Annotated in this window: 18 protein-coding genes and 1 pseudogene; 5 read left to right on the top strand and 14 right to left on the bottom strand. The window is 68.3% G+C overall.

The annotated features are described in order from the left end of the window. The first annotated feature begins 40 nt into the window (after positions 1–40). A complete protein-coding gene (locus ACFTWF_RS09625; protein WP_378461002.1) occupies positions 41–415 on the top strand; it encodes a cupredoxin domain-containing protein in 375 nt (124 codons plus the stop codon). Positions 416–449: 34 nt separating this feature from the next. Here ACFTWF_RS09625 and glmS read toward each other — a convergent pair whose 3' ends face one another. Then, positions 450–2312: a glutamine--fructose-6-phosphate transaminase (isomerizing) gene (gene glmS / locus ACFTWF_RS09630; RefSeq protein WP_378461003.1), complete on the bottom strand. Its 1863-nt coding sequence runs from the start codon at positions 2310–2312 to the stop codon at positions 450–452. Between the two features lie 97 nt (positions 2313–2409). Between glmS and ACFTWF_RS09635 the strand changes: the two genes are divergently transcribed. Then, the gene (locus ACFTWF_RS09635) at positions 2410–3246 is read left to right on the top strand and encodes a dienelactone hydrolase family protein (RefSeq protein ID WP_378461004.1); all 837 of its coding nucleotides are present in this window, start codon (positions 2410–2412) and stop codon (positions 3244–3246) included. Positions 3247–3255: 9 nt separating this feature from the next. On the opposite strand, the gene ACFTWF_RS09640 is transcribed toward ACFTWF_RS09635, so the two are convergent. The 9 genes and pseudogenes from ACFTWF_RS09640 to ddaH all read right to left on the bottom strand — a co-directional run bounded on the left by ACFTWF_RS09640 (position 3256) and on the right by ddaH (position 11781). Further along, positions 3256–3447 (bottom strand): hypothetical protein, encoded by a 192-nt coding sequence (locus ACFTWF_RS09640; RefSeq protein WP_378461005.1) that lies wholly within the window; start codon positions 3445–3447, stop codon positions 3256–3258. 38 nt (positions 3448–3485) lie between these two features. After that, the gene (locus ACFTWF_RS09645) at positions 3486–5657 is read right to left on the bottom strand and encodes a hypothetical protein (RefSeq protein WP_378461006.1); all 2172 of its coding nucleotides are present in this window, start codon (positions 5655–5657) and stop codon (positions 3486–3488) included. Then, a complete protein-coding gene (locus tag ACFTWF_RS09650) occupies positions 5654–5962 on the bottom strand; it encodes a hypothetical protein (protein ID WP_378461007.1) in 309 nt (102 codons plus the stop codon). The genes ACFTWF_RS09645 and ACFTWF_RS09650 overlap by 4 nt, the downstream gene beginning before the upstream one ends. Before the next feature lie 44 nt (positions 5963–6006). After that, positions 6007–6883 (bottom strand): annotated as a pseudogene (locus ACFTWF_RS09655) (IS5 family transposase). Positions 6884–6992: 109 nt separating this feature from the next. Beyond that, positions 6993–8330 carry a phosphoglucosamine mutase gene (gene glmM, locus ACFTWF_RS09660; protein WP_378461008.1) on the bottom strand — a complete coding sequence of 446 codons (1338 nt, stop codon included), beginning with the start codon at positions 8328–8330 and terminating at the stop codon, positions 6993–6995. A gap of 136 nt (positions 8331–8466) precedes the next feature. Further along, complete coding sequence (gene rpsI, locus ACFTWF_RS09665; RefSeq protein ID WP_005239729.1) at positions 8467–9003, bottom strand: 30S ribosomal protein S9; 537 nt, start codon at positions 9001–9003, stop codon at positions 8467–8469. Next, the gene (gene rplM / locus ACFTWF_RS09670) at positions 9000–9443 is read right to left on the bottom strand and encodes a 50S ribosomal protein L13 (RefSeq protein ID WP_005239728.1); all 444 of its coding nucleotides are present in this window, start codon (positions 9441–9443) and stop codon (positions 9000–9002) included. The genes rpsI and rplM overlap by 4 nt, the downstream gene beginning before the upstream one ends. 169 nt (positions 9444–9612) lie before the next feature. Further along, complete coding sequence (gene rocD / locus ACFTWF_RS09675; protein ID WP_378461009.1) at positions 9613–10839, bottom strand: ornithine--oxo-acid transaminase; 1227 nt, start codon at positions 10837–10839, stop codon at positions 9613–9615. A 6-nt stretch (positions 10840–10845) separates the two neighbouring features. Continuing rightward, on the bottom strand, positions 10846–11781 hold the full coding sequence (ddaH, locus tag ACFTWF_RS09680) for a dimethylargininase (RefSeq protein ID WP_378461172.1): 936 nt from the start codon (positions 11779–11781) through the stop codon (positions 10846–10848). A gap of 81 nt (positions 11782–11862) precedes the next feature. On the opposite strand from ddaH, the gene ACFTWF_RS09685 reads away from it, so the two are divergent. Continuing rightward, positions 11863–12315: an Lrp/AsnC family transcriptional regulator gene (locus ACFTWF_RS09685; RefSeq protein ID WP_378461010.1), complete on the top strand. Its 453-nt coding sequence runs from the start codon at positions 11863–11865 to the stop codon at positions 12313–12315. A 94-nt stretch (positions 12316–12409) separates the two neighbouring features. Here ACFTWF_RS09685 and ACFTWF_RS09690 read toward each other — a convergent pair whose 3' ends face one another. The 4 genes from ACFTWF_RS09690 to eccCa form a co-directional block, all read right to left on the bottom strand. Continuing rightward, entirely contained in the window at positions 12410–12697 is a 288-nt protein-coding gene (locus tag ACFTWF_RS09690; RefSeq protein ID WP_378461011.1) for a WXG100 family type VII secretion target, read from the bottom strand. A 43-nt stretch (positions 12698–12740) separates the two neighbouring features. Beyond that, positions 12741–13058: a WXG100 family type VII secretion target gene (locus ACFTWF_RS09695; protein ID WP_185728890.1), complete on the bottom strand. Its 318-nt coding sequence runs from the start codon at positions 13056–13058 to the stop codon at positions 12741–12743. Positions 13059–13189: 131 nt separating this feature from the next. After that, entirely contained in the window at positions 13190–14599 is a 1410-nt protein-coding gene (locus ACFTWF_RS09700) for a type VII secretion-associated protein (protein ID WP_378461012.1), read from the bottom strand. After that, complete coding sequence (gene eccCa, locus ACFTWF_RS09705) at positions 14596–18597, bottom strand: type VII secretion protein EccCa (protein WP_378461013.1); 4002 nt, start codon at positions 18595–18597, stop codon at positions 14596–14598. Before eccCa ends, ACFTWF_RS09700 begins: the two co-directional genes overlap by 4 nt. A 278-nt stretch (positions 18598–18875) precedes the next feature. Between eccCa and eccD the strand changes: the two genes are divergently transcribed. Continuing rightward, positions 18876–20348, top strand: coding sequence for a type VII secretion integral membrane protein EccD (eccD, locus tag ACFTWF_RS09710; protein ID WP_378461014.1), 1473 nt, complete (start codon positions 18876–18878; stop codon positions 20346–20348). Further along, a complete protein-coding gene (mycP, locus tag ACFTWF_RS09715; RefSeq protein ID WP_378461015.1) occupies positions 20345–21736 on the top strand; it encodes a type VII secretion-associated serine protease mycosin in 1392 nt (463 codons plus the stop codon). The genes eccD and mycP overlap by 4 nt, the downstream gene beginning before the upstream one ends. Positions 21737–21740 lie beyond the last annotated feature (4 nt).

Consider the following 21740-nt stretch of genomic DNA (forward strand, 5'->3'; position numbering starts at 1 on the left):
CGGTGAAGGGTCGGTACGGGGTCAGACTACGCTCGACCTCATGCGTGGACGTGGAAGGTCGTGGATCGCCGGAGTGGCTCTCGCCGCATGTATTTCGATGACGGGGGCCGTGTCCGGCTGCAGTTCACCGGCCGCGGAGGTGCCGGAGGCGCCTGCCGGTCCCGTGGTGCAGGTCGCGAACATGGCCTACGCGCCCGCCACACTCACCGTCAAGGCCGGAGACACCGTCACCTGGAACTTCGACGACCGCGGCGTCACCCACGACGTGGTCGGTGTCGGCGCCGCGAAGAGCGTCCTCCGGAGCAGGCTGATGCAGACCGGCACATTCACCTACACGTTCACCGAACCGGGAACCTACGACTACACGTGCTCGCTGCACCCGGACATGACGGGCACCGTCATCGTGACCCCGTAGGGGGCGCGGCCCGTGCCGCGCCCCTCGACCGGCGCTATTCGACGGTGACGGACTTCGCGAGGTTGCGCGGCTTGTCGACGTCGTATCCGCGGGTCTGCGCGACCTCCGCCGCGAAGACCTGCAACGGCACCGTCGACAGCAACGGCTGCAGCAACGTCGGCGCCGCCGGGATCTCGATCAGGTGGTCGGCGAACGGGCGCACGGCCTCGTCCCCCTCCTCCGCGATCACGACGGTCCGCGCGCCGCGGGCCTGGATCTCCCGGATGTTGCTCAGCAGCTTCGAGTGCAGCACCGCGCGCCCCTTCGGGGACGGCATCACGATGATCACCGGCAGCCCGTCCTCGATCAACGCGATCGGACCGTGCTTGAGCTCGCCCGCCGCGAAACCCTCGGCGTGCATGTACGCCAGCTCCTTGAGCTTGAGCGCACCCTCGAGCGCCACGGGGTATCCCACGTGCCTGCCTAGGAACAGCACCGTCGACGACGACGCCAACTCCCGCGCCAGCGCCCGCACCGGCTCGACCGTCTCGAGGACGCGGCCCACCAGATCGGGCATCGCCTCGAGGTCGGCGTACTCGCGGGCGACCTCGTCCGGGTACTTGGTGCCGCGCGCCTGGGCCAGCGCCAGGCCGACCAGGTAGTTCGCCGTGACCTGCGCGAGGAACGCCTTGGTCGACGCGACACCGATCTCCGGACCCGCCCGGGTGTAGAGGACGGCGTCGGCCTCGCGCGGAATCTGCGCGCCGTTCGTGTTGCACACCGCCAAAACCCGAGCCTTCTGGTCCTTGGCGTGCCGCACTGCCTCGAGGGTGTCCGCCGTCTCACCGGACTGCGAAATGGCGACGACCAGCGTCGACCGGTCGAGAACCGGATCGCGGTAGCGGAATTCGCTGGCGAGCTCGACCTCGACGGGCAGACGAGTCCAGTGCTCGATGGCGTACTTCGCGAGCAGACCCGAGTGGTACGCGCTACCGCAGGCGACGACGAAGACCTTGTCGACGTCGCGCAATTCCTGATCCGACAGTCGCTGCTCGTCGAGAACGATCTTCCCGTCCGCGAAGTGACCCAGAAGAGTGTCCGCGACCGCGGCCGGCTGCTCCTCGATCTCCTTGAGCATGAAGTAGTCGTGGCCGCCCTTCTCGGCGGCGGCGAGGTCCCAGTCGATGCGGAACGGCCGGCCCTGCGCCTCGGATCCGTCGAAGTTCAGAATCGAGTAGCCGTCCGCGGTGATCACGACCACCTGGTCCTGGCCGAGCTCGACTGCGTCACGGGTGTGCTCGATGAACGCGGCGACGTCGGAACCGAGGAACGTCTCGCCCTCGCCGACACCGATGACGAGCGGCGTCGAGCGACGCGCCGCGACGATGGTGTCCGGGTGATCCGAATGCGTGAACACCAGCGTGAACGCACCCTCGAGCCTGCGCAGCACACTCAGCGCGCTCGCGACGAAATCTCCCGCGGTCTCCCCCGACGCGTAGGCGCGGGCGACGAGATGCACCGCGACCTCGGTGTCGGTGTCGCTGGCGAAATCGACGCCGTCGTGCTCGAGTTCGGCCCGCAGCGGAGCGAAGTTCTCGATGATGCCGTTGTGGACGACGGCGACGGTGTTGCCCGCATCACGGTGCGGGTGCGCGTTGCGGTCGGTGGGACGACCGTGCGTGGCCCACCGCGTGTGCCCGATCCCGGTGCTCCCGGTGAAATGCTCGGCCCCGACCTCGTCCAATTCGGCCTCGAGATTCGCGAGACGACCCGCCTTCCGCTCCACCGCCATGCCGCCGCGCCCGTCGAGCACGGCGATCCCGGCAGAGTCGTATCCGCGGTATTCCATCCGCCGCAAAGCCTCCACCACAACAGTCAGAGCCTGCCGGTGGCCGACGTATCCCACGATTCCGCACATGGTTAATCAGGGTACTTGGACCGGGCGACGCCGCGAAGTCGGACTGCGGGCCGCATCGGCTCTCTCGCGTGCCCGCGAATCGGATAACGTTCTCTCCGTGGCGCCGAAACCGAAGACCCTGGCCCGTGAACTGTCCAAGCGAGGACCGCACCGCGTGCTGCGGGGTGACCTCGCCCTCGCCGGACAACCGGGAGTCGTATACACGCCCGAATCAGGCTTCAACCTGCCCGCTGTCGCGTTCGCACACGGGTGGATGGCGGGTGCCGACCACTACCGGAAGACCCTCGAGCACCTCGCGTCGTGGGGAATCGTCGTGGCCGCACCCAACAGCGAGCGTGGTCCCGTCCCCTCCCACCTGGGGCTCGCCACCGATCTACGCGCAACGCTCGACATCTGTGTGGGTGTGCGTCTCGGTCCCGGTCAGATCAGCGTGCAGCCCGACCGCGTGGCCTTCGCCGGCCACGGGATGGGCGCGGGAGTGGCCGTGCTCGCGGCCGCGCAGCAGGACGTGTCGGCTGTCGCCGCCCTGTTCCCCGCGCCGACAGCGCCGAAGGCCGAAAAGTATGCGTCGAAGATCACAGCGCCGGGGCTCATCGTCGCGGGCGCCGACATCGACACCATGAACAGCACTGCCAAGCCGCTGGCCGAGGCATGGGGCGGGGAATACGTCCTGCGCGCCGTCAAGGGGGCCTCCGAGTCCGGGCTCACCGAGGGGCGCAGGCTCCTGGGCGCTCTCGGCATCGGAGGTTCCGAGCGGAAAACCCAGCAGATCACGCGCGCGTTGCTCACCGGCTTCCTGCTCCATCACCTCACCGAAGACAAGAAGTACGCGGTGTTCGCGCAGGCCGATGCCGAACTCCCCCACACCACACCGGTCGATCCGCACGAGGAGCACACTCACGCCGGCTCTGAGGGCCTCCTGCCCCACATCTGACGGTCCGGATCACACCAGCCAGCTGCGGGGCCGGTAGAAGTCGTCGTCGTCCTCGACGGCTCCCCGGCGGGGAGCCGCAGGCGTCGCCGGTTCGACGGTCGGCCCCGGACCGCCGCGACTCGCGCGTCCGGCCCCCGCCGCCTCGTCCCGTACCCGACGTTCGTCCAGCCGCTCTCGGAACATCTGCAGGTCCGCTCTCATCTGCGCCCGTTGCGCACGTAACTGCGCGGCTCGATCGGTCACAGCGGACCGGCCTCGGCCAGCTCCGCACCGCTGTCGAATCCGTCGCCGGGCGTTGGTGCGAGTTCGGGTGCCGGCCGCGACTCCCGCAGCGGCCGGGGTTCGGCGGCCGGTTCGGGAGCCGCCTCCTGCTGCGCAGCGGCAAGCGGTAGCGGTTGCGGGCCTGCCGGTGTTTCGTCGCCCGGCACCGGCGGCGGCGTTTCCTCCCGCCCCGGCACCGCGTCTCCCACGCCACGATCGGCCACCGGACCGTCCTGTCCGGGTGGCCCGTCCGGCGCGTTCCCCTCCGCGGTGTCGGGTGATTCGGGAGTCGGCTCCGCGGGCGCGGCGCCGACGGAGTCTTCTCCGACGACCGGCGTTTCGCCGACGATTCGCGGCAGGCCGTCCGGACCGATCTCGACAGCGAACCTCGCCGTCCCGCCCGCACCGTCGCTCATCTCGAGGTGAAGTCCCTGACCGTCCACGTCGACGGCGAGCGTCCAGGCCTTCCCGTCCAGGTTCACTTCGACGCTGTCGGCGGGTGTCCCGTCGTGTGCCGGTTCGCCGAGGTGCTCACCGGGATTTTCGACAAGGTCGCCGAGGTCCTCGTCGTGTCGTTCCTCGTCCCGGTGAGTGAGCGCCGACAGGGTGTCCTCGATCAACGGGCGAATGATCCCGCCGAGATCTGCCAGGCCGCCCGCGAGCGTCTGCCGGACGAGATCGTCCGGGGCCGGCACGGAACCGAGTCCCGGGAGACCGCCCGGGACTGCGAGGGGTGCCGGTGTGGGGGCCGGGACCGGGAGTGCCGCGGCCGGGGCCGCCGGCACCGGAGCAGTGGGCGGCGTCACCGCAGCCGGTGCGGTCGCGAGCGGAGACGCGGTCGCCGGCGAGGCTGCGATCTTCGGTGGAGGGGCGGTCGCCGGCTGGGGTGCCGCGGCCATCGGCCCGGTGGCCGCATTCTCGGCACCTGGAGGCGTTGCGACCGGCGCCGCCGCGAGCGGTGGCGCGCTGGACGGAACAGTGCCGGGATCGGGTGCCGACGCGGCGACGGTGGCGGTCTCGGTGTTCGGTACCTCGGGCATGGTCGGGGCGGGCGCCGGATCCGGCGTGTCCTGCGGGCGAAAGCCCGGTTGCACCTCGACCGACCGCGCCTCGGCGATCACGGTGTCGTAGGCGGTGTTCACGGCCTCCGTGCAGTCCGTGCACGCGGCCGCGAATTCCTGCTGCTTCTCCTCGTACACGTGCCGGAAGTTCGCGTCGAACCAGTCCTTGGTGATCCCGGCGGCGCGACGCACCACGTCGTCGCGGTCGAGCAGGCGGAGCGCGCCGCCGCCCCCGTCCTTGTACAGACCGTTGACGTGCCGGTAGTCGTCATCGGCGAGTTCGGGGAACCAGTAGGACGCATCTTCCATGGCGTCCTTCGCGACGGAGTCGTCGCCGTCCTTGCCGTCTGCATAGATGTGGGCGAGAACGTCGATCTGCGCCGCACTGTATCCACCGACGGTCGACTGGTGCAGCGACACCACCTTGTACGCCTTGTTCGTGACCGCCGCGCTCAGCGTCAGGTTCGCCTCGAACATCACCTCCGCGAGTCCGTGGATCCGATCGACGGTGGCAGCTGCGTGAGCATTCTGCCGATCCGCTGCATCGACGGCTGCGGCGGCGGCGATTCCACGCCATCCGCCGCGCACCGCGACCGCGCACTTCTCCTGCTCGTCGAGCTCGGTTCGGGCGGCGTCGACACCGCGACCGAGAGTGTCGACGTCGCGGCCGAGGGCCTTCAGTTGCATGCCCCGTTCGGCGTCGAATCTGGCGTAGTAGTCGGCGAGTTCGCGGGTCTCGTATCCCAGCTTTCTCGCGGCGGGAAGAAACAGTTCGAAGAATTCGAGTCCCCGCGCGCCCAGGTCGAGCATGTCGTCGGGAGTGTTGAGGGAGTCGGGGCGCAGATGCTCCCCCAGCGCGATCCGGGACGCGTTCGCGGTCTGCGCGTCGCTGCCGTCCTGGAGCAGCGTGGCGTACCGCTGGTCGGCGGACGGAGTGCGATCACGCCTGTCGAGACCGTATTCGTCGAAGTAGGGCTGCCACGAGTGTGCGTCTTCCTCGCGGGAGGCGGCCCAGGCCTGGAGCAGCTGCTCCTTGTACTCACGGGTGAGATTCGGATCGTCGATCAGCGCTCTCGGGTCCGTGGTCACCACTGCACCCCGGTCAACGAGGCGGCGACGTCCGCGTCTGTTCCCGTATAGCGTGCGGCGGCGGCCTGGAACGCGTGACCGAACGACTCCGTATCGGCGGCCCACTGTTCGAAGCACACCCCGGCGACGCCGAGCGCGTCACGAAGCGCGTCTCCCTTCGCGGCGTAGTCGCGGCCGGCCTGCGCCCCGCCGAATTCCAGCCGAGCGGCCTCGGTGGCCTGCTGTCGCAGGACCTCCGCCGACCGCAGCATCCTCGCGCCCGCATCCGTCACCACGGCGACGTCCACCTCGACTGCATCGCTCATTGCCCCACCCTCTCTTCGCGACCTACCCCATTAGAGCGTGTCTGCTATTTGCGGACACGGTGATGAATAACAATCGCACCGAGGAGTACGCCACCGAGGAAGGTGGTGGCGTACTTGTCGTAGCGCGTGGCGATGCCACGCCACTGCTTGAGGCGCCCGAACCCACGCTCGACGGTGTTGCGTTCGCGGTAGAGGTCCTTGTCGAATGCCGGCGGTCGACCTCCGTCCGGTCCCTTGGCCTTGCGGCGTCGGATCTGGTCGCTGCGTTCGGGGATGGTGTGCGAGATTCTGCGTTCCCGCAGTTGCTTTCGGGTGCTCGGATGCGAGTACGCCTTGTCGGCCAGCAGACGGAACCTGTCAGTGTCATGGGCGCGGTGCGCGTCGAGCAGCGGCGCCAGGTACGGGTTGTCGCCCGCCTGACCCGGCGAGAGCAGCAACGTCAACGGGCAGCAGAACGTGTCGGTGAGGGCGTGGATCTTGGTACTCAGACCACCGCGGGAGCGGCCGAGTGCGTGGTCGGCGGGTTCGTTGGCCAGATTCTTGTCATTCGACCGAGCCCCCTGTGTGGGCACCGGTCAGGGCGCCGGCCGAATGCTGGTGGGCGCGGACAACGGTCGAATCGATCGACAGCAGACGTTCGAGCTGATCCTCTCGTTCGGGGGCCGCCGCCCGCACCGCGGCGAACATCCGCACGTAGGTGCCGTCGTCCGACCAGCGGCGATGACGCTCCCAGATCGACTGCCACGGGCCGAAGTAGTCGGGCAGGTCGCGCCACGGTGACCCGGTTCGGAACCTCCAGGCGATCCCTTCCAGCGTCAACCGATGGTCATTCCACGGCCGCCCACGCCGGCCCGCCAGAGCAGGGAGGACGGGCTCGACCACAGCCCACAGGTCATCGGAAATCTCATCGGCACGCAACACTCTTCCAGCATCACCCATCACCAGTTCCCGAACATTAAGCAGACACGCTCTAGACGCGACAGCGCACCGATCGGTTCCCTCGGCCGATCGGTGCGCGGTGCCTCGCCGTTCAGACCGAGGCGACGATGCGTGCCAATTCGTCGGCGAGCTTGCGAGCCACGTCGAGATCCGAGGCTTCGACCATGACGCGCACGAGTTGTTCGGTGCCCGACGGTCGCAGGAGCACCCGCCCCTTCTCGCCCAGACTGCGTTCCGCCGCGACGACGGCGTCCAGCACCACCGGGGACGCGGCGACGGCGCGCTTGTCGCCGACCTTCACGTTGACGAGGATCTGCGGAAGCGTCGTCATCGCCGCTGCCAGTTCGGCGATCGGCCGGCCGGTCTCCGCCATTCGGCCCATCAGCCGCAGTCCGGTCAGCACCCCGTCGCCGGTGGTGCCGAAGGCGGGCAACACGACGTGGCCGGACTGCTCGCCGCCCAGGCTGAAACCGCCGGAGCGGAGCCCTTCGAGGACGTAGCGATCACCGACAGCCGTGGTGACGAGCGAGATACCGGCCTCGCGCATCGCGATGTGCAGGCCGAGGTTGCTCATGACGGTCGCGACCAGAGTGTTGTCGACCAGTTCGCCAGCGTCGCGCATGCCGAGCGCGAGCACCGTCATGATGGCGTCGCCGTCGACGAGAGATCCGCCGGCATCGACGGCCAGGCATCGATCCGCGTCGCCGTCGTGCGCGAGCCCCAGATCTGCGCTGTGCTCGACGACCGCCTTCTGCAGGCTCTCGAGGTGCGTCGATCCGCAGTTCTCGTTGATGTTGAGCCCGTCGGGCTCGGCGTTGATCGCGACGACGGTGGCGCCGGCGGCCCGGTAGGCGGCGGGAGCGACGGTCGAGGCCGCCCCGTGCGCGCAGTCCACCACCACGGTCAGCCCGTCGAGGCTGTTCGGGAGCGCGGTGGCCAGGTGCTGCAGGTACCGTTCCGTGGCGTCCGGCACCGCGCGGACACGTCCGATGCCCGCCCCGGTCGGCGCCCGCCGCGTCGTGGTTCCGGCGGCGACCGCCTCGATCCGGTCTTCCACCTCGTCGTCGAGTTTGTGTCCACCGGCCGCGAAGATCTTGATGCCGTTGTCGGGCATCGGATTGTGCGAGGCGGAGATCATGACACCGAGAGCTGCGTCCAGCTCCGCGGTCAGGAATGCCACCGCGGGTGTCGGCAGCACCCCGACGTTCAGAACGTCGACGCCGGCAGACGTCAGTCCCGCGACGACCGCTGCCTCGAGCATTTCACCGCTGGCCCTCGGGTCACGGCCGACCACAGCCGTCTTACGTCCGCCCGAACCCGGCGACGCCAGCACCGTCGCGGCGGCGGAGGCCACCTGCAACGCCAACTCGGCGGTCAGCTCGGTATTCGCGAGACCACGAACCCCATCCGTCCCGAACAATCGACCCATAGACCAGACCCCTCGCACCTAGGAAACCCACTACATCTCGGATAAAGCACGAGAGCAGGCGTCCGGTAACGATGGACGCCTGCTCTCGGGAAGAACAGGTGCCGAAGCCGACCCGGAGGGCGGCTTCGGCGACACATCAGCGCTTCGAGTACTGAGATGCCTTGCGGGCCTTCTTCAGGCCGTACTTCTTGCGCTCGACGGCGCGGGCGTCACGGGTGAGGAAGCCGGCGCTCTTGAGAGCGGGACGGTCCTCGGGGGTGACCTCGATGAGTGCGCGGGCGATGGCGAGACGCAGAGCGCCGGCCTGTCCGGACGGTCCGCCACCGTGCAGCAGTGCCACGATGTCGAAGGACTCTGCGCGCTCGACCGTGACCAGCGGAGCCTTGATCAGCTGCTGGTGCACCTTGTTCGGGAAGTAGTCCTCGATGGTGCGGCCGTTGAGCTTGAAGTCACCCGAACCCGGGGTCAGGCGGACGCGGACAACCGCTTCCTTACGACGACCGACGGTCTGGATGGGGCGATCGATGACGATCGGGGCCTGCGGCGCAGCAGCGGCCTCGATGTCCTCCGCGACCTCGGGCTCTTCGACGGACACGTACTCGTCCGCCGCGACCTCGACAGCCTCGGTGATCTCTTCGGGGTTGGACACGTTCTGCTCCTCCGGCGCCGTCACTGGGCCACCTGCTTGATCTCGAATGGCACCGGCTGCTGCGCGGCGTGGGGGTGGTTCGGGCCCGCGTAGACCTTCAGCTTGCTGCTGATGGCGCGACCCAGCTTGTTCTTGGGGAGCATGCCGACGATGGCCTTCTCCACGAGGCGGTCGGGGTTCTTGTCGAGAACCTCACCGACGGAGCGGGACTTCAGACCACCGGGGTGTCCGGAGTGGTGGTACAGGAACTTGCCCTCACGCTTGTTGCCGCTGATGGCAACCTTCTCGGCGTTGATGATGACGACGAAGTCGCCGCCGTCAACGTGCGGTGCAAAGGTGGGCTTGTGCTTGCCGCGTAGCAAGTTGGCCGCCTGGACGGCAAGGCGGCCGAGCACCACGTCAGTGGCGTCGATGACGTGCCACGTGCGGGTCACATCTCCGGCCTTCGGGGTGTACGTAGACACAGAACTTCCTCGTCTTGTTCAATCCGCTGCTGGCCATTGCGTATCGTTCGAGCGATTCCCGGCGGCCAGTTGAGACCCGAGAACCGCCAGCCACTGCGACACGAGGACACAGCGGCGCACGGCACGCCAACCGAGAACACTACCGGTCGGGGCGCCCCAGGGTCAAAATTCACTCGGCGAGCGCGTCGGCGAGCTGTTCGACCGCCCACGTCAGCTCGTCGCGCTCGATCACCAGCGGCGGAGCGATGCGGATGGTCCCCTCGTGCGCGTCCTTCGCAAGTACCCGGCGGGCCAGGAGTCTTTCACAGATCGTGCGGGCGGACGGCATACCGTCGGCCAGCTGCACCCCTGCCCACAATCCGCGTCCACGCACCTCCGACACGCGGTCGGCGGGCAGCTGAGACAGCATGCTGTGCAGGTAAGCGCCGAGCTCTCGGCTGCGTTGCTGATATTCGCCGGTCTCGAGCAGAGCCACCACCGCGCTTCCGACGGCGCACGCGAGCGGATTTCCCCCGAACGTGCTGCCGTGCTGCCCGGGACCGATCACCGTCATCACGGACCAGTCGGCGACGACGGCGGACACCGGCATCAGCCCGCCGCCCAGCGCCTTGCCCAGGACGTACACGTCGGGTGTCACGTTCTCGTGGTCGCACGCGAACGTGTCGCCGGTCCGCCCGAGTCCGCTCTGGATCTCGTCGGCGATCATGAGGATTCCGCGACGGGTACAGATGTCCCGGACCGCCGCGAGATAGCCGGACGGGGGCACCCGTACACCGGCCTCCCCCTGGATCGGCTCGAGGAGCACGGCCACTGTGTTCTCGGTGATCGCGGCCTCGAACGCGTCCGCGTTCCCGTATTCGACGGACGCGAACCCTGCCGGGTACGGGCCGAATCCGGTGTACGCGTCCGGATCGGACGAGAACCCGACGATCGAGATGGTGCGGCCGTGGAAGTTCCCGGCGCACGTGATCACCTCGGCACGCCCCGGCGGCACACCCTTGACGTCGTATCCCCACTTGCGGGCCAGTTTCAGCGCGGTCTCGACGGCCTCGGCACCCGTGTTCATCGGCAGCACCGCATCTTTGCGGCACAGCCTGCTCAAATCCTCGCAGAAGGACGCGAAGCGGTCGTGCTGGAAGGCGCGGCTCGTCAGGGTGAGCCGGCCCAGCTGCTCTTGCGCGACCCGGACGAGGGCGGGATGCGCGTGACCGAAGTTGAGTGCCGAGTAACCCGCGAGAACGTCCAGGTAGTCGACGCCGTCGATACCCGTCACCCACGCGCCGGCGCCCGACTCGATCACAACCGGCAGCGGCGAGTAATTGTGAGCGCTGTGCGCGTCCGCCCTGCTCAGCTGCTCACGCGTGGCATCCGACACCGAAACGGCGCTGTCCGACATGACCGATCACCCCTGACTTCCCGCACTACCGGGACTTCCCGTGTCACCGCGTGCGCGGAACCCGCGGAGTTCCAAAGTGCTGCACTTGATTCCGCCACCGGATTTGAGGAACTCCGAATAGTCGACCGGCACGGGCTCGTACCCGCGACCGGACAACTGGTCCGCGAGATGCGACGCCTGCACAGGCAGCACCACATTGACACCGTCGCTCACCAGGTTGAGTCCGAGCCAATCGGTGTCGGTCTCCGCCGCGATCACCGCATCCGGGAACATCCGCGCGAGGACGGCGCGACTGTCGGGCGAGAACGCCGCGGGCAGGTAGGCGATCGACGAGTCGTCGAGCACACCCAGCGCGGTGTTGAGATGGTAGTAGCGGGGATTCACCAGGTTCAGGGTGATCACCGGCCGGCCCAGATGTGCCGCCGCCTCGGCGTGCGACCGTGGGTCGGACCGGAACCCGGTTCCGGCGAGAATCACATCGCCGACGACGAGGAAGTCGCCCTCCCCTTCGTTGACGTAGCGCGGCAGGGTGGGCCTGGTCAGCCCGTTGTCCCGGAACCACCGGAACACGTGCTCGGCCTCGGCCCGGCGCTCGGCGGACCGGTACCGGGCACCGAGAGCGACGCCGTCGACGACGAGCCCGCTGTCGGTCACGAACACCATGTCCGGGAGCCCCGCGACGGGGTCGATCGTGAGGACCTCGTGACCGAGTCGACGGTAGGTGTCCGCGAGCGCGGACCACTGCGACATCGCGCGGTCGCGATCCACGGGTTCACCGGGTCGCATCCAGTCGTTGATGGCATAGAGGACGTCGAAATAGGTGGGCGGGCACATCAGATAGGTGCGCGGGCGAGCATGGCGGGCCGCGCGAGCGACATCGCCGGACGCAACCGCCGTGGCCTCGTACGGGTTCTCGGACTCGATACCAGCAGTGGGCGCCATCTCCACTCCCCCTCGATCGGTGTCGGTGAGATCAGTATCCACCCGGCAAAATCCCTGATCAATGCGCTAGCGTTCCATCACATGGATGATTCGTTGCGTATGGACGTCCTCGATCGAAGGATCGTTGCGCGACTGGAGCGGAACGCGCGGTCCAGCTTCGCCACCATCGGCGCGGAGGTCGGGCTGTCCGCGCCCGCCGTGAAGCGACGGGTCGATCGGTTGGTCGAGTCCGGGGTGATCACCGGCTTTCATGCGGCGCTCGATCCCCGGGCCCTCGGCCAGGGCGTCGAGGTGTTCGTCGAGTTGTACTGCAGTGGACGCACCTCGGCCGTCGAGATCGCGCGGATCGTGTCCCGCCACACCGAGGTGCAGGAGGCGTACACCGTTACCGGCGACGCCAACGCCCTGCTCCGCGTCCGCACCACCGACACAGCACACCTCGAACGAACACTGGAGAATCTGCGGTCCGAGCCCGCGGTGCTGCAGACCAAGAGCAGCGTCGTCCTCAGCCGGCTGATTCCGACCGCCGACTGATTCCCCCGTCGACTGATCCACTCGCCGCACCCTGAGTGAACCCAGCGCCCCGGCAACCGTGGATTGCCGGGGCACTCGGTGTGTCACGCGATGATCAGAGCCACGCCGTGGCGTTCCGATCCTCCGCAGTCTGCATGTCGACGGCACCGTCCTGGACGACCTTCGCGATCGTCTGCAGAACCTGAAGCAGATCCTCGTGAGCACGGTCCCACTTCGCCTGCACGGCTTGGTAGTTGTCCCGCGCCCCGCTCTCCCACTGCGCCACGAGTCCGTTGACGTAGCCCTGAAGCTCGTCGTGCGTTTCGCGCAGCTTCGCTTCGTTCGACTTGATGTCGCTCGCCAGCGCCTGCAACTCGGCAAATCCATACTTCAATGAAGACATTCGGTGCTCCCCTCGAGCTTCGTGAGTGTTCTCGGCGCCGGCGCTAGATGTCGAGCGATCCCGAGGCGCCGGCCGAATGGATTGCATCCTGGTTGGCCTGCTCGGCGGCGTCGTAACCCTTACCGTTCTCGCGGATCTTCACCGCGATCTCGTCGAGCGAGTCCTGCATCCGACGAGACGCATCTCCATAGCGAGCCATCAGCTCCATGAAGGCCGTCTGCGCCCCACCCTGCCACGCCGACGACGATTCCTCGCAACGGCCCTTGAGACTGTTGATCGTGCCCTGCAGCTGGCTGTTCACCGTCTGCACATGATTGGCCGCGACCTCCATCTGGCCGACATCGGTTACCACTCCCGCCATCGTGACTCCTTCTGTTTCTCGGTGCGGCGGCCCCCACTGGACTGCCCGATTCACCCCTACACAAGATTGGACGCATCAACTGCCCAATCGGTTCCACCTCCGTGGAAGATTTTCCGGCGCCGCGGGTGGCGTCACCGAACGATCACCAGCGACCGCACGAGCTCTTCGCACGCGCTCTCGATCGACTCCCACTCCTCGGTCAGGAACTGGCAGCCGACGCTCACCTGGAGGTCTCGCTCGACGAGGACATGCCACCGCACGGCGGAGCTTTCGTCGGGAAACTCGCTGTACGAGATCCCCGGCCTGCCGCCGAACACGACGTCGCGCTCGAGTTCCCCGAACAGTCCCGGGCGGCCGCGTTGCGCAATCTTCGCCGCGAGCGTCGCCGCCACCTCGTCGTAGCCGGCACCGTCTCGAACTGCGTTCTGCGTGATGATGATTCGCCTGTCGGCTCCGCCGGAAGGCACCAGTTCCACGCGGGCTCCGGACGGAGCCGACGCGCCGGTCACCCGCTGTGTCCAGCCTCCGGGCAGTGTCACCCGGAGGCCGCCGACTTCGAGGTCCGTCCCAGCCACGGCCGTCGCCGTGGTCGTGGTCGCCCGGGGTGGCCCGTACGTCGTCGTCGGCGTGGCCGGCGCCGCCGGTACCGCACTGGCATCGAGGGCACGGACGGATTCGGTGCCGGAATCCGGCCCCCGGAGAGTGAAGACGAGAACCGCTCCGACCACGACGGCCAGCACCGCCGCCACCGCGAAGAGGGTCGGCCGCACGTGCCGCCGGTCGTCCTGTTCGGATCGCTGCAGCGCCGGCTCGAGCCAGTTCGACTGCGGCACCGCCATCACCGGCGGCTCGCCCACCGCCTCGGGCAGGCGCGACGCGAGGCCGCGCGCGATATCTTCGCCGGTAACGACCCGGATGTCGACGGCCGGTTCGACGGATGCGGCCACCGCGTCCCGCAGCGACGAGACCTCCCGCGAATCGTCGATGCCCGTCAGCAGAATTCCGTCGACGCGACGGTCACCACGAGCCCGGGCGACGAGTTCCGCGACCGCCGCTACCCATCCGTCGATTCCCTCGTCGGCGCAGACCGACGAATCGTGATCGCAGTCGGCCACCCGGTATCCGCCGACCTCACCGACCACGTAACAGGCGGTGGCGCCCACGGTCCGGCTCTCCACCACCAGCCATCGTCCGGCGGGCGCAGCGATGCTCTCGGCCGCCGCCACGGCCACGGGAACCAGCACCGTGCCGGTGGCAACGCGAGAACCCGCATCCGAGAGCACACTCCGCCGTGCCGAACCCCATTCCGAGGGATGGGACAGCACCGCCGTCGCGATCGGCGCCGACTCCCCGGCGGCGTCGATCCCGGACCGCAACACCGCCGTCAGGGCGTCGGACACCGCGAGAACACCGCCGTCGACATCGACGTACTCGTCGTCGACGAAGCAGAGCGGCGTCAGCTCGCGAATCGCCGTCGTCACACCCCGCGCGCAGGACCACATGCCGGATTCGGTGAGATGAATCGCGACCGACGACGTCACAGCGGAGGCATCCACGCGAGCTGGATCAGGCCGGTACCCGCACGGTTGACCAGCGTTCCGCGACCGGGAGGCATCGCGCTCGGCCGCACCGTCCCGATGAGGTTGCCCTCTTCCCGGTTGCCACTCATCACGAGGCCCGTCGATTGCAGATCACGCAGGCGTGCGATGACCGGCTCGTACATGGCCCGTGCCGCACCGCCGGATCGTCGCGCGATGATCAGATGGAACCCGATGTCGCGGGCGTGGGGAAGGAATTCGACGATCGCAGCGACGGGGTTGCCGCTCGAGGTCACGACGAGATCGTAATCGTCGATGACGACGAAGACTTCGGGCCCCGTCCACCAGGACCGGTCGCGCTGCTGCTGACGGTTGAAGTCGGGGCCCGGCATGCGCCCCTGCAACAGGATCGCGAGGTCCTTCATGTTCCTCGTGAGCACGTCCGCGGATGGCGCGTACGACGCCAGGTGCTCCGTTTCGACGACACCGAGCATCGTGCGCCGGTAGTCGCCGAGAATGATCTTCGCCTGTTTGCCCGTGTTCGACGCCATGATGCCTTCGCAGATGTTCCGGAGGAGCGTCGTCTTCCCACATTCGGTGTCGCCGAACACCAGGAAGTGCGGCTGTTCGGCGAAGTTCAGGAACGTCGGTGCGAGTTCGGCTTCGTCGAGACCGATAGGAATCTGCAGAGATGCCTGCGCGGGATCGAGATACGACGGCCACGATCCGGCGGCATGCAGCAGGTCCTCACGGTCGATCCGGGCAGGCAGCATTCGCACTGCCGGAGCGGGCCGGCCGTTCGTTGCGGCAGCGACGGCCGATACCGCCTGCGCCACACCTGATGCCAGGTCGGTCGGATCCGAATTGCCGTCGAACCTCGGCAAGCCGATGAGCAGGTGCAGGCTGTCGCGGGTCATGCCGCGTCCGGGCCGGCCTTCGGGAACGAGTGCCGCAGTCTTGCGCCCGAGGTCCGAATCCGAGGGGTCACCGAGGCGCAGCTCGATCCGTGTGCCGAGCTGATCCTTGAGCGCGGGCCGAACCTCGCCCCAGCGCGAGGCGGTGAGCACGACGTGCACGCCGTACGACAGCCCCTGGGATGCAAGGTTGGTGATCTGCTGCTCGAGAGCCTCGAAATCCTGGCGGATGCTGCCGAAGCCGTCGATGACCAGGAAGACGTCTCCGAACGGATCCTGCGCGACCCCGGCCGCCGCGCCACCGCTGCCGGGGTCGCTCGCGCGCAGTCGCCGGAACTCGGCCATCGACTCGACCCCGAGCTCACGGAAGCGCTCCTCGCGCTGACGCACGAGGGTGTTCATCTCGGCGATGGTGCGACGCACCCGGTCGACGTCGAGCCGGTTGGCGACCGAGCCGACGTGCGGCAGTCCCGAGAGTCCGGCGAGCGTGCCGCCACCGAAGTCGAGGCAGTAGAACTGCACCTGCTCCGCGGAATGTGTGGCGGCCAGTGACGTGATGAGCGTTCGGATCGCAGTCGACTTGCCGGACTGCGGACCACCGACCACCGACATGTTGCCGGTGGACCCCGACAGGTCTACGACGAGAAGGTCGCGTCGCTGGTCGTAGGGACGGTCGATGATCCCGATCGGCGCCCGCAGCGAGCTCAGTGCGGGAACCGGTTCGGTGAGTACCGACCTCGGCAGCATCTGGTCGAGGGTCGGCGCGGCGTCGAGCGGCGGGAGCCACACCTCGTGGGCGCTCGGTCCGCGGCCCGTGATCCGCTCCACCACGACGTCGATGGTGGTCCGGGTCTCCGTCGTCTCCTCGGTCACGTGGAGTGACCGTGGTTCGTCGAGGACGTCGACGGGATCGACCGCGACGGGTGCGGCCGTGAAGATCTTGGGACGCAGCTCGACCGCGGTCACGCCCGGCCGTTGCACGGTGTCGATGCGGCCGCCCTCGTAGGTGCCGGACACGTACGAGGCCTGGAAGCGGACGATCTCCGCGGAATCGCATTTGAGGTATGCGGCGCCCGGCGTCGCCGGCAGGTGGTAGGCGTCCGGAACGCCGAGCACGGTGCGCGATTCGTTGGCCGAGAACGTCTTGAGACCGATCCGGTAGGACAGATGGCTGTCGAGCCCACGCAGTTTGCCCTCTTCGAGCCTCTGACTCGCCAGCAGCAGGTGAATGTGCAGCGACCGGCCGAGTCGGCCGATGGCGACGAAGAGATCCGCGAACTCGGGCTGCTGACTGAGCAGTTCGGAGAACTCGTCGACGACGATGAACAACGCGGGCAACGGGTCGAGGTCCGCGCCCGCCTGGCGCGCCTTCTCGTATTCGGTGACATTCGCGAAGTTCCCGGAGGAGCGCAGGAGTTCCTGGCGGCGGTTCATCTCGCCCGCGAGCGCGTCCCGCATCCGGTCGACCATGGCCAGTTCCTCGGCCAGGTTGGTGATCACCGCCGCGACGTGCGGTGCCTCGTCGAGGCCGAGGAACGTGGCGCCACCCTTGAAGTCGACGAGGACGAGGTTGAGCGCGTCCGGCGAATGCGTCGCGATCAGACCGAGTACCAGCGTCCGCAGGAATTCCGACTTGCCCGACCCGGTCGCTCCGATGCACAGACCGTGCGGGCCCATGCCGTTCTCGGCGGACTCCTTGAGGTCGATCTCCACCGGATGACCGTCCACGCCGACACCGATCGGCACCCGCAGCCGGTCACGCCCGTGGCGGGGCAGCCACGCGTGATCCGGGTTGAGCCGGCCGACGTCACCGATCCCCAGCATCTGGCTCCACGACTGCACCGGCTGGTCGTCGTCGCCGGCATCCACCGCCGTCTGCGATGCCGTCCGGTACGGCGCGAGGCGCCGGGCCAGCGTCTCCGCCTGATGAGCGCTGACGAGGTCGGCTGTCGCGAACATCTCCACACCGGTTCCGCTGCGGGCGCCGAGCGCTCCCTCCTGCGCCACCAACTGGAGTCCGCGCGTAGTGGTCAGCCGGGGGCAGAAGCCACTGATGTCGAGAACGGTGAGCGAATCCACCCCGCCGTCCGTGATCATCCCCGACTCACCCTCGAGGATCCCACCGTCGACGACGATGACGAACTGCGGCACACCGGGGACCGCGGGGGCGTTGCGTGAGAACCGGTTTCGCATCGACAGCTGCGGACCGAGCGCCGATTCGAGTTCGAGGACGGATCCGTAGATCATGCGGGAGGAACCGACGCCGTCGGACGACTCCGGGTGTTGCGCGTGCGGCAACCACTTGGCCCAGTCCCACTCGTGCTGGGTGTCGGGCCCGCACACGACCGCGACCAGCAGATTGTCCGGACCGTGGAACGCGCACAACTGCATCAGCATCGACCGCACCAACGACCGTGCCGTGCCGCGGTTCCCCTCCACCGAGATCGCGGCGAAGCCGCGCAGCGACACCGCGGTGGGCAGATCCTGAACGACGGAATGCGCACGGACGAAGCGTCGAAGCGACACCGCGGCAACCGGTTCCAGATCCTCCACGGGGCCCGTTTCCGGTGCGATGAGGCGGGTCGCGAGGCGCTGACTTCCCCGGCCGACGCGCACATGGCAGTAGTCGGGATCGGTGATCCGGCGCTCCCACATGCGCGCGGTGCCCGCGAGGGTCCACAACAGGCCGGGCTCGGGGTGACTCCAGTCGAGCGCCTTGCGCTGCTGCTCGCCGGTCTCGGTGACGTCGCGGCGCAGTTGGTCCAGGTAACGCAGGTAGTCCTTGCGGTCCTCGTTGGCCTCGGCGGCTTTCGGGCCGCCGCGTCCACCGCCCGCCAGCATGCCGAGCATCGATACCATCATCATGACGGGAAACAGCATCGACATCGGATTGCGCGCCATGCCCGACGTGAACATCAGGGCCATCATCCCCACCATCGCGACGACCATGACCAGGGGAAGAAGTTTGGTGAGCAGGTTTCCCGGAACGAGGCGCGGAATCTCGGGCGGCGGTTGCAGGCTCACTTCGCCGCCCGGAATACGTGGTACCTCGCGTCTCCCCCTGCGCACGAACCGAATAGTGCTCACCAGCCACCCCCCATGACTACAAACGCCCCGAAAAACCATGCAGCCGATCCGACCCGGAAGTCCGGGTCGCCCCCCTGGGCTGATCCGCGAAGTCAGACACTAACCCATGACGGGCGGTCGGGCATACGGAAGGTCCGCGCCCCGCGGACACTGGAGGCGACACCCACGGATGTCGTAGGGTCGGACAGCAAAATCGGATGACGATCCGTGGCCGGTCGTCGATCGGTGTCGGAACGGCGCAGATGGGGTTGTGCGTCGCAGAGTTGGGGGAATCGCCAGTGTCCATCACCCATGACGAATCGCGGGGATCCGCCTCGCCCACCCGTCCCGGTGCCGCAGCAGATCTGTGCCGGATCACCGTGCTGTCGGCGCATTCACAGGTCGACATGGCAGTGCCGTTCGGCGTGCCGCTGGCCATCCTCGTCCCGGGGATAGTCGACACCATCCGCACCCACCGCAGCACCAACGACTTCGACGATTCGCTCGAACAGTACGAGCCCAGCGAGTGGGTTCTCGCGAAGATCGGCCATTCGCCGCTCTCGACCACGTTGACGTTGCACGAGCACGGAATCCGCGACGGTGATCTGCTCGTTCTGCAAAGCGTGCACGCCGCCGCGCCGCCGCCGTTGTTCGACGACATCATGTACAACGTCGCGATCGCCGACGCCGGCGACGACCGGGAGTGGACCCGCGGTTCCGCTCGGGTCGTGGGCTCCGTGGCCGCCGTCCTCGGCACCGGGGCCGGCTCGTTCGCGCTGCTGTGGTCCGGGACCGGGGCGGAGGGATTCCTCGGCGCCGGTTGTGCGCTGGCGACGGCAATCCTGTTCCTGATCGCCGGCGCGGTCACGGGCCGCATCTACGGCGACACGCACGGTTCCGTCGTGCTCAGCGGATGCGCAGTGCCACTCTCGTTCACCGCGGGAATGCTGTTCGTACCCGGCGAACTCGGGGCTCCCCATTTTCTTCTCGGACTGGCCCTGGCCGGAACCACCTCCGTCCTGGCATTGCGACTCGGCGGGGTGGGACTGCGCACGTTCACCGCCCTGTCGGTGACCTCTCTGTTCGGCTCGTGCGCCGCCCTCGCGGCGACGCTGTTCGGCACTCCGGTGTCCGCTGTCGGGGCCGGGGTCGTGGCAGCCGCGCTGATCGGACTCGCCTTCTCGGCCCGGGTGTCGATACTGCTGGCAAAGCTTCCGCTACCCCCCGTCCCGGCCCCGGGCACGTCGGTCGACCCGTCCGAGGACGACCCGGACGACGAGGTCACGATGCCGTCGTTCGACTCTCTCGCCCAACGAGCGGCGCGGGCCCGCAAATACCTCACGGGCCTGGTCGGCGCGATGACCGCACTCGCCGTGACCGGCTCCCTTCTCGCCGCGCAACCCGGCGTGCACGACGGAATCTTCTGGCCCGGGCTGTCTCTCGCCGTCGCGACCGCGACCGTCCTGACGTTCCGGGGACGCACGTACAGCAGCGCCGAACAGGCCGTACCGCTGATCGCGGGCGGTATCACGATCGCGGTGCTGCTGCTCACCGCGACGGCCGTTGCCGCGCCCGACTTCGCGATCGCGTCGTTCGCCGTCGCGATCCTGTTCGCCGTCGGCGCGCTGGTGCTGGGCATCATCGCCCCCCGCCAGACGTTCTCGCCCGTGATGCGACGGGTGGCGGAACTCGTCGATCTCGCGGTGATCGCGTCGATCGTGCCGCTCGTGTGCTGGGTGACCGGCCTCTACTCGCTGATGCGCGGACTGTGAGGCGCCGCGTCACCCGCGTCGTCCTGGCCACTGCGATCGTGGCAGTGTCCGCCGCCGCGGGCCAGGGCGGGGCCGCCGCGGTGGTCCCGGCCCCCATCGACGTCGGTCTTCTTCCACCCAAGGATGGCACGAAGGTCGAGAAGCGCCGGTCCTGCAAAGATGCGGTACGCGTACCGGACGGCCCCGACGTCCCGGCTGCCCAGCGTGACCTCGACTTCCAGTCGGTCTGGCCGATCAGCCGGGGCGCCGGTCAGCTCGTCGCGGTGATCGACACCGGCGTCTCGCGGCACCCCCGGCTGCCCGGACTCATGGACGGTGGCGACCTCGTCGGGACCGAGACCGGCACGGTCGATTGCGACGCGCACGGCACGCTCGTCGCCGGGCTGATCGGCGCCGCGCAGGTGCCCGGTTCCGGCTTCTCGGGTGGTGCACCGGATTCCAGAATCCTGTCCATCCGCCAGTCGAGCAGCGCGTACAGTGCCGCGGGCCAGGCCGATCAGGTCGACAACGCCGGCAACTCGGTCGGCGGATACGGCAACGTGGCGACGATGGCAACGGCGATCCGGCGCGCGGCCGACATGGGCGCGACCGTCATCAATATCTCCGAGGTCGCGTGCAAGACCGCCGCCGAGGGAATCGGCAGTGGCGACCGGTATCTGGGGTCAGCCGTGAAATACGCCGTCACGGTGCACAACGCCGTGGTCGTCGCGGCGGCGGGCAATTTCGGTTCCGCAGAATGCAAGATTCAGAATCCTGCACTCGACCCCCTCAGCCCCGGCGCCGATCCGTGGGATTCCGTCAGCACCATCGCCAGTCCCGCGTGGTACGACGACTACGTGCTGACCGTCGGATCCGTCGAGGCGAACGGGTCACCGAGCGACTTCAGCCTGGCCGGTCCGTGGGTCGACGTCGCAGCTCCGGGATCCGGTCTGACATCGCTGCACCCGACCACCGGCGACCTGACGAACACGGTGTACAGCGCACAAGGCAATGCGGAGCCGGTACAGGGAACAAGTTTCGCGGCCCCGTACGTCTCGGCGACTGTGGCGCTGGTCCGTTCGCGGTTCCCGCAACTGTCCGCGCAACAGGTGATGGCCCGGATCGAGGCCACCGCGCATGCACCGGCGGAGGGATGGAATCCGTCGGTCGGGCACGGGATCATCGATCCGCTGGCCGCGGTCACCGCCGACGTTCTCCCCGACGGTGCCACTGTCGATCGGTCGAATTCGGTGGCGATCAAGGCGCTCCCGGCCCCCGCTCCCCCGGATCCTCGCCCGCGCGACATCGCGGTGGCGGCCACCGGAACGCTGGGTGCGCTGCTCTTGCTCGGCGTCCTGGCGTCGTTCCCACTCCGCCGCCGGTTCCGATCCGCGACAGAACGGCGTTGACCGA

The sequence above is a fragment of the Rhodococcus sp. NPDC056960 genome (assembly GCF_042674125.1).
Lineage (GTDB): Bacteria > Actinomycetota > Actinomycetes > Mycobacteriales > Mycobacteriaceae > Rhodococcus_F.

Excerpts from the sequence above, each read along its gene's own strand:
- ACFTWF_RS09695 (WP_185728890.1), bottom strand. The coding sequence starts at position 13,058 with ATGGCGGGAGTGGTAACCGATGTCGGCCAGATGGAGGTCGCGGCCAAT.
- rocD (WP_378461009.1), bottom strand. The coding sequence starts at position 10,839 with ATGTCGGACAGCGCCGTTTCGGTGTCGGATGCCACGCGTGAGCAGCTG.
- glmS (WP_378461003.1), bottom strand. The coding sequence starts at position 2,312 with ATGTGCGGAATCGTGGGATACGTCGGCCACCGGCAGGCTCTGACTGTT.
- ACFTWF_RS09685 (WP_378461010.1), top strand. The coding sequence starts at position 11,863 with ATGGATGATTCGTTGCGTATGGACGTCCTCGATCGAAGGATCGTTGCG.
- ACFTWF_RS09625 (WP_378461002.1), top strand. The coding sequence starts at position 41 with ATGCGTGGACGTGGAAGGTCGTGGATCGCCGGAGTGGCTCTCGCCGCA.
- ACFTWF_RS09640 (WP_378461005.1), bottom strand. The coding sequence starts at position 3,447 with ATGAGAGCGGACCTGCAGATGTTCCGAGAGCGGCTGGACGAACGTCGG.
- ACFTWF_RS09690 (WP_378461011.1), bottom strand. The coding sequence starts at position 12,697 with ATGTCTTCATTGAAGTATGGATTTGCCGAGTTGCAGGCGCTGGCGAGC.
- ddaH (WP_378461172.1), bottom strand. The coding sequence starts at position 11,781 with ATGGCGCCCACTGCTGGTATCGAGTCCGAGAACCCGTACGAGGCCACG.
- ACFTWF_RS09650 (WP_378461007.1), bottom strand. The coding sequence starts at position 5,962 with ATGAGCGATGCAGTCGAGGTGGACGTCGCCGTGGTGACGGATGCGGGC.
- glmM (WP_378461008.1), bottom strand. The coding sequence starts at position 8,330 with ATGGGTCGATTGTTCGGGACGGATGGGGTTCGTGGTCTCGCGAATACC.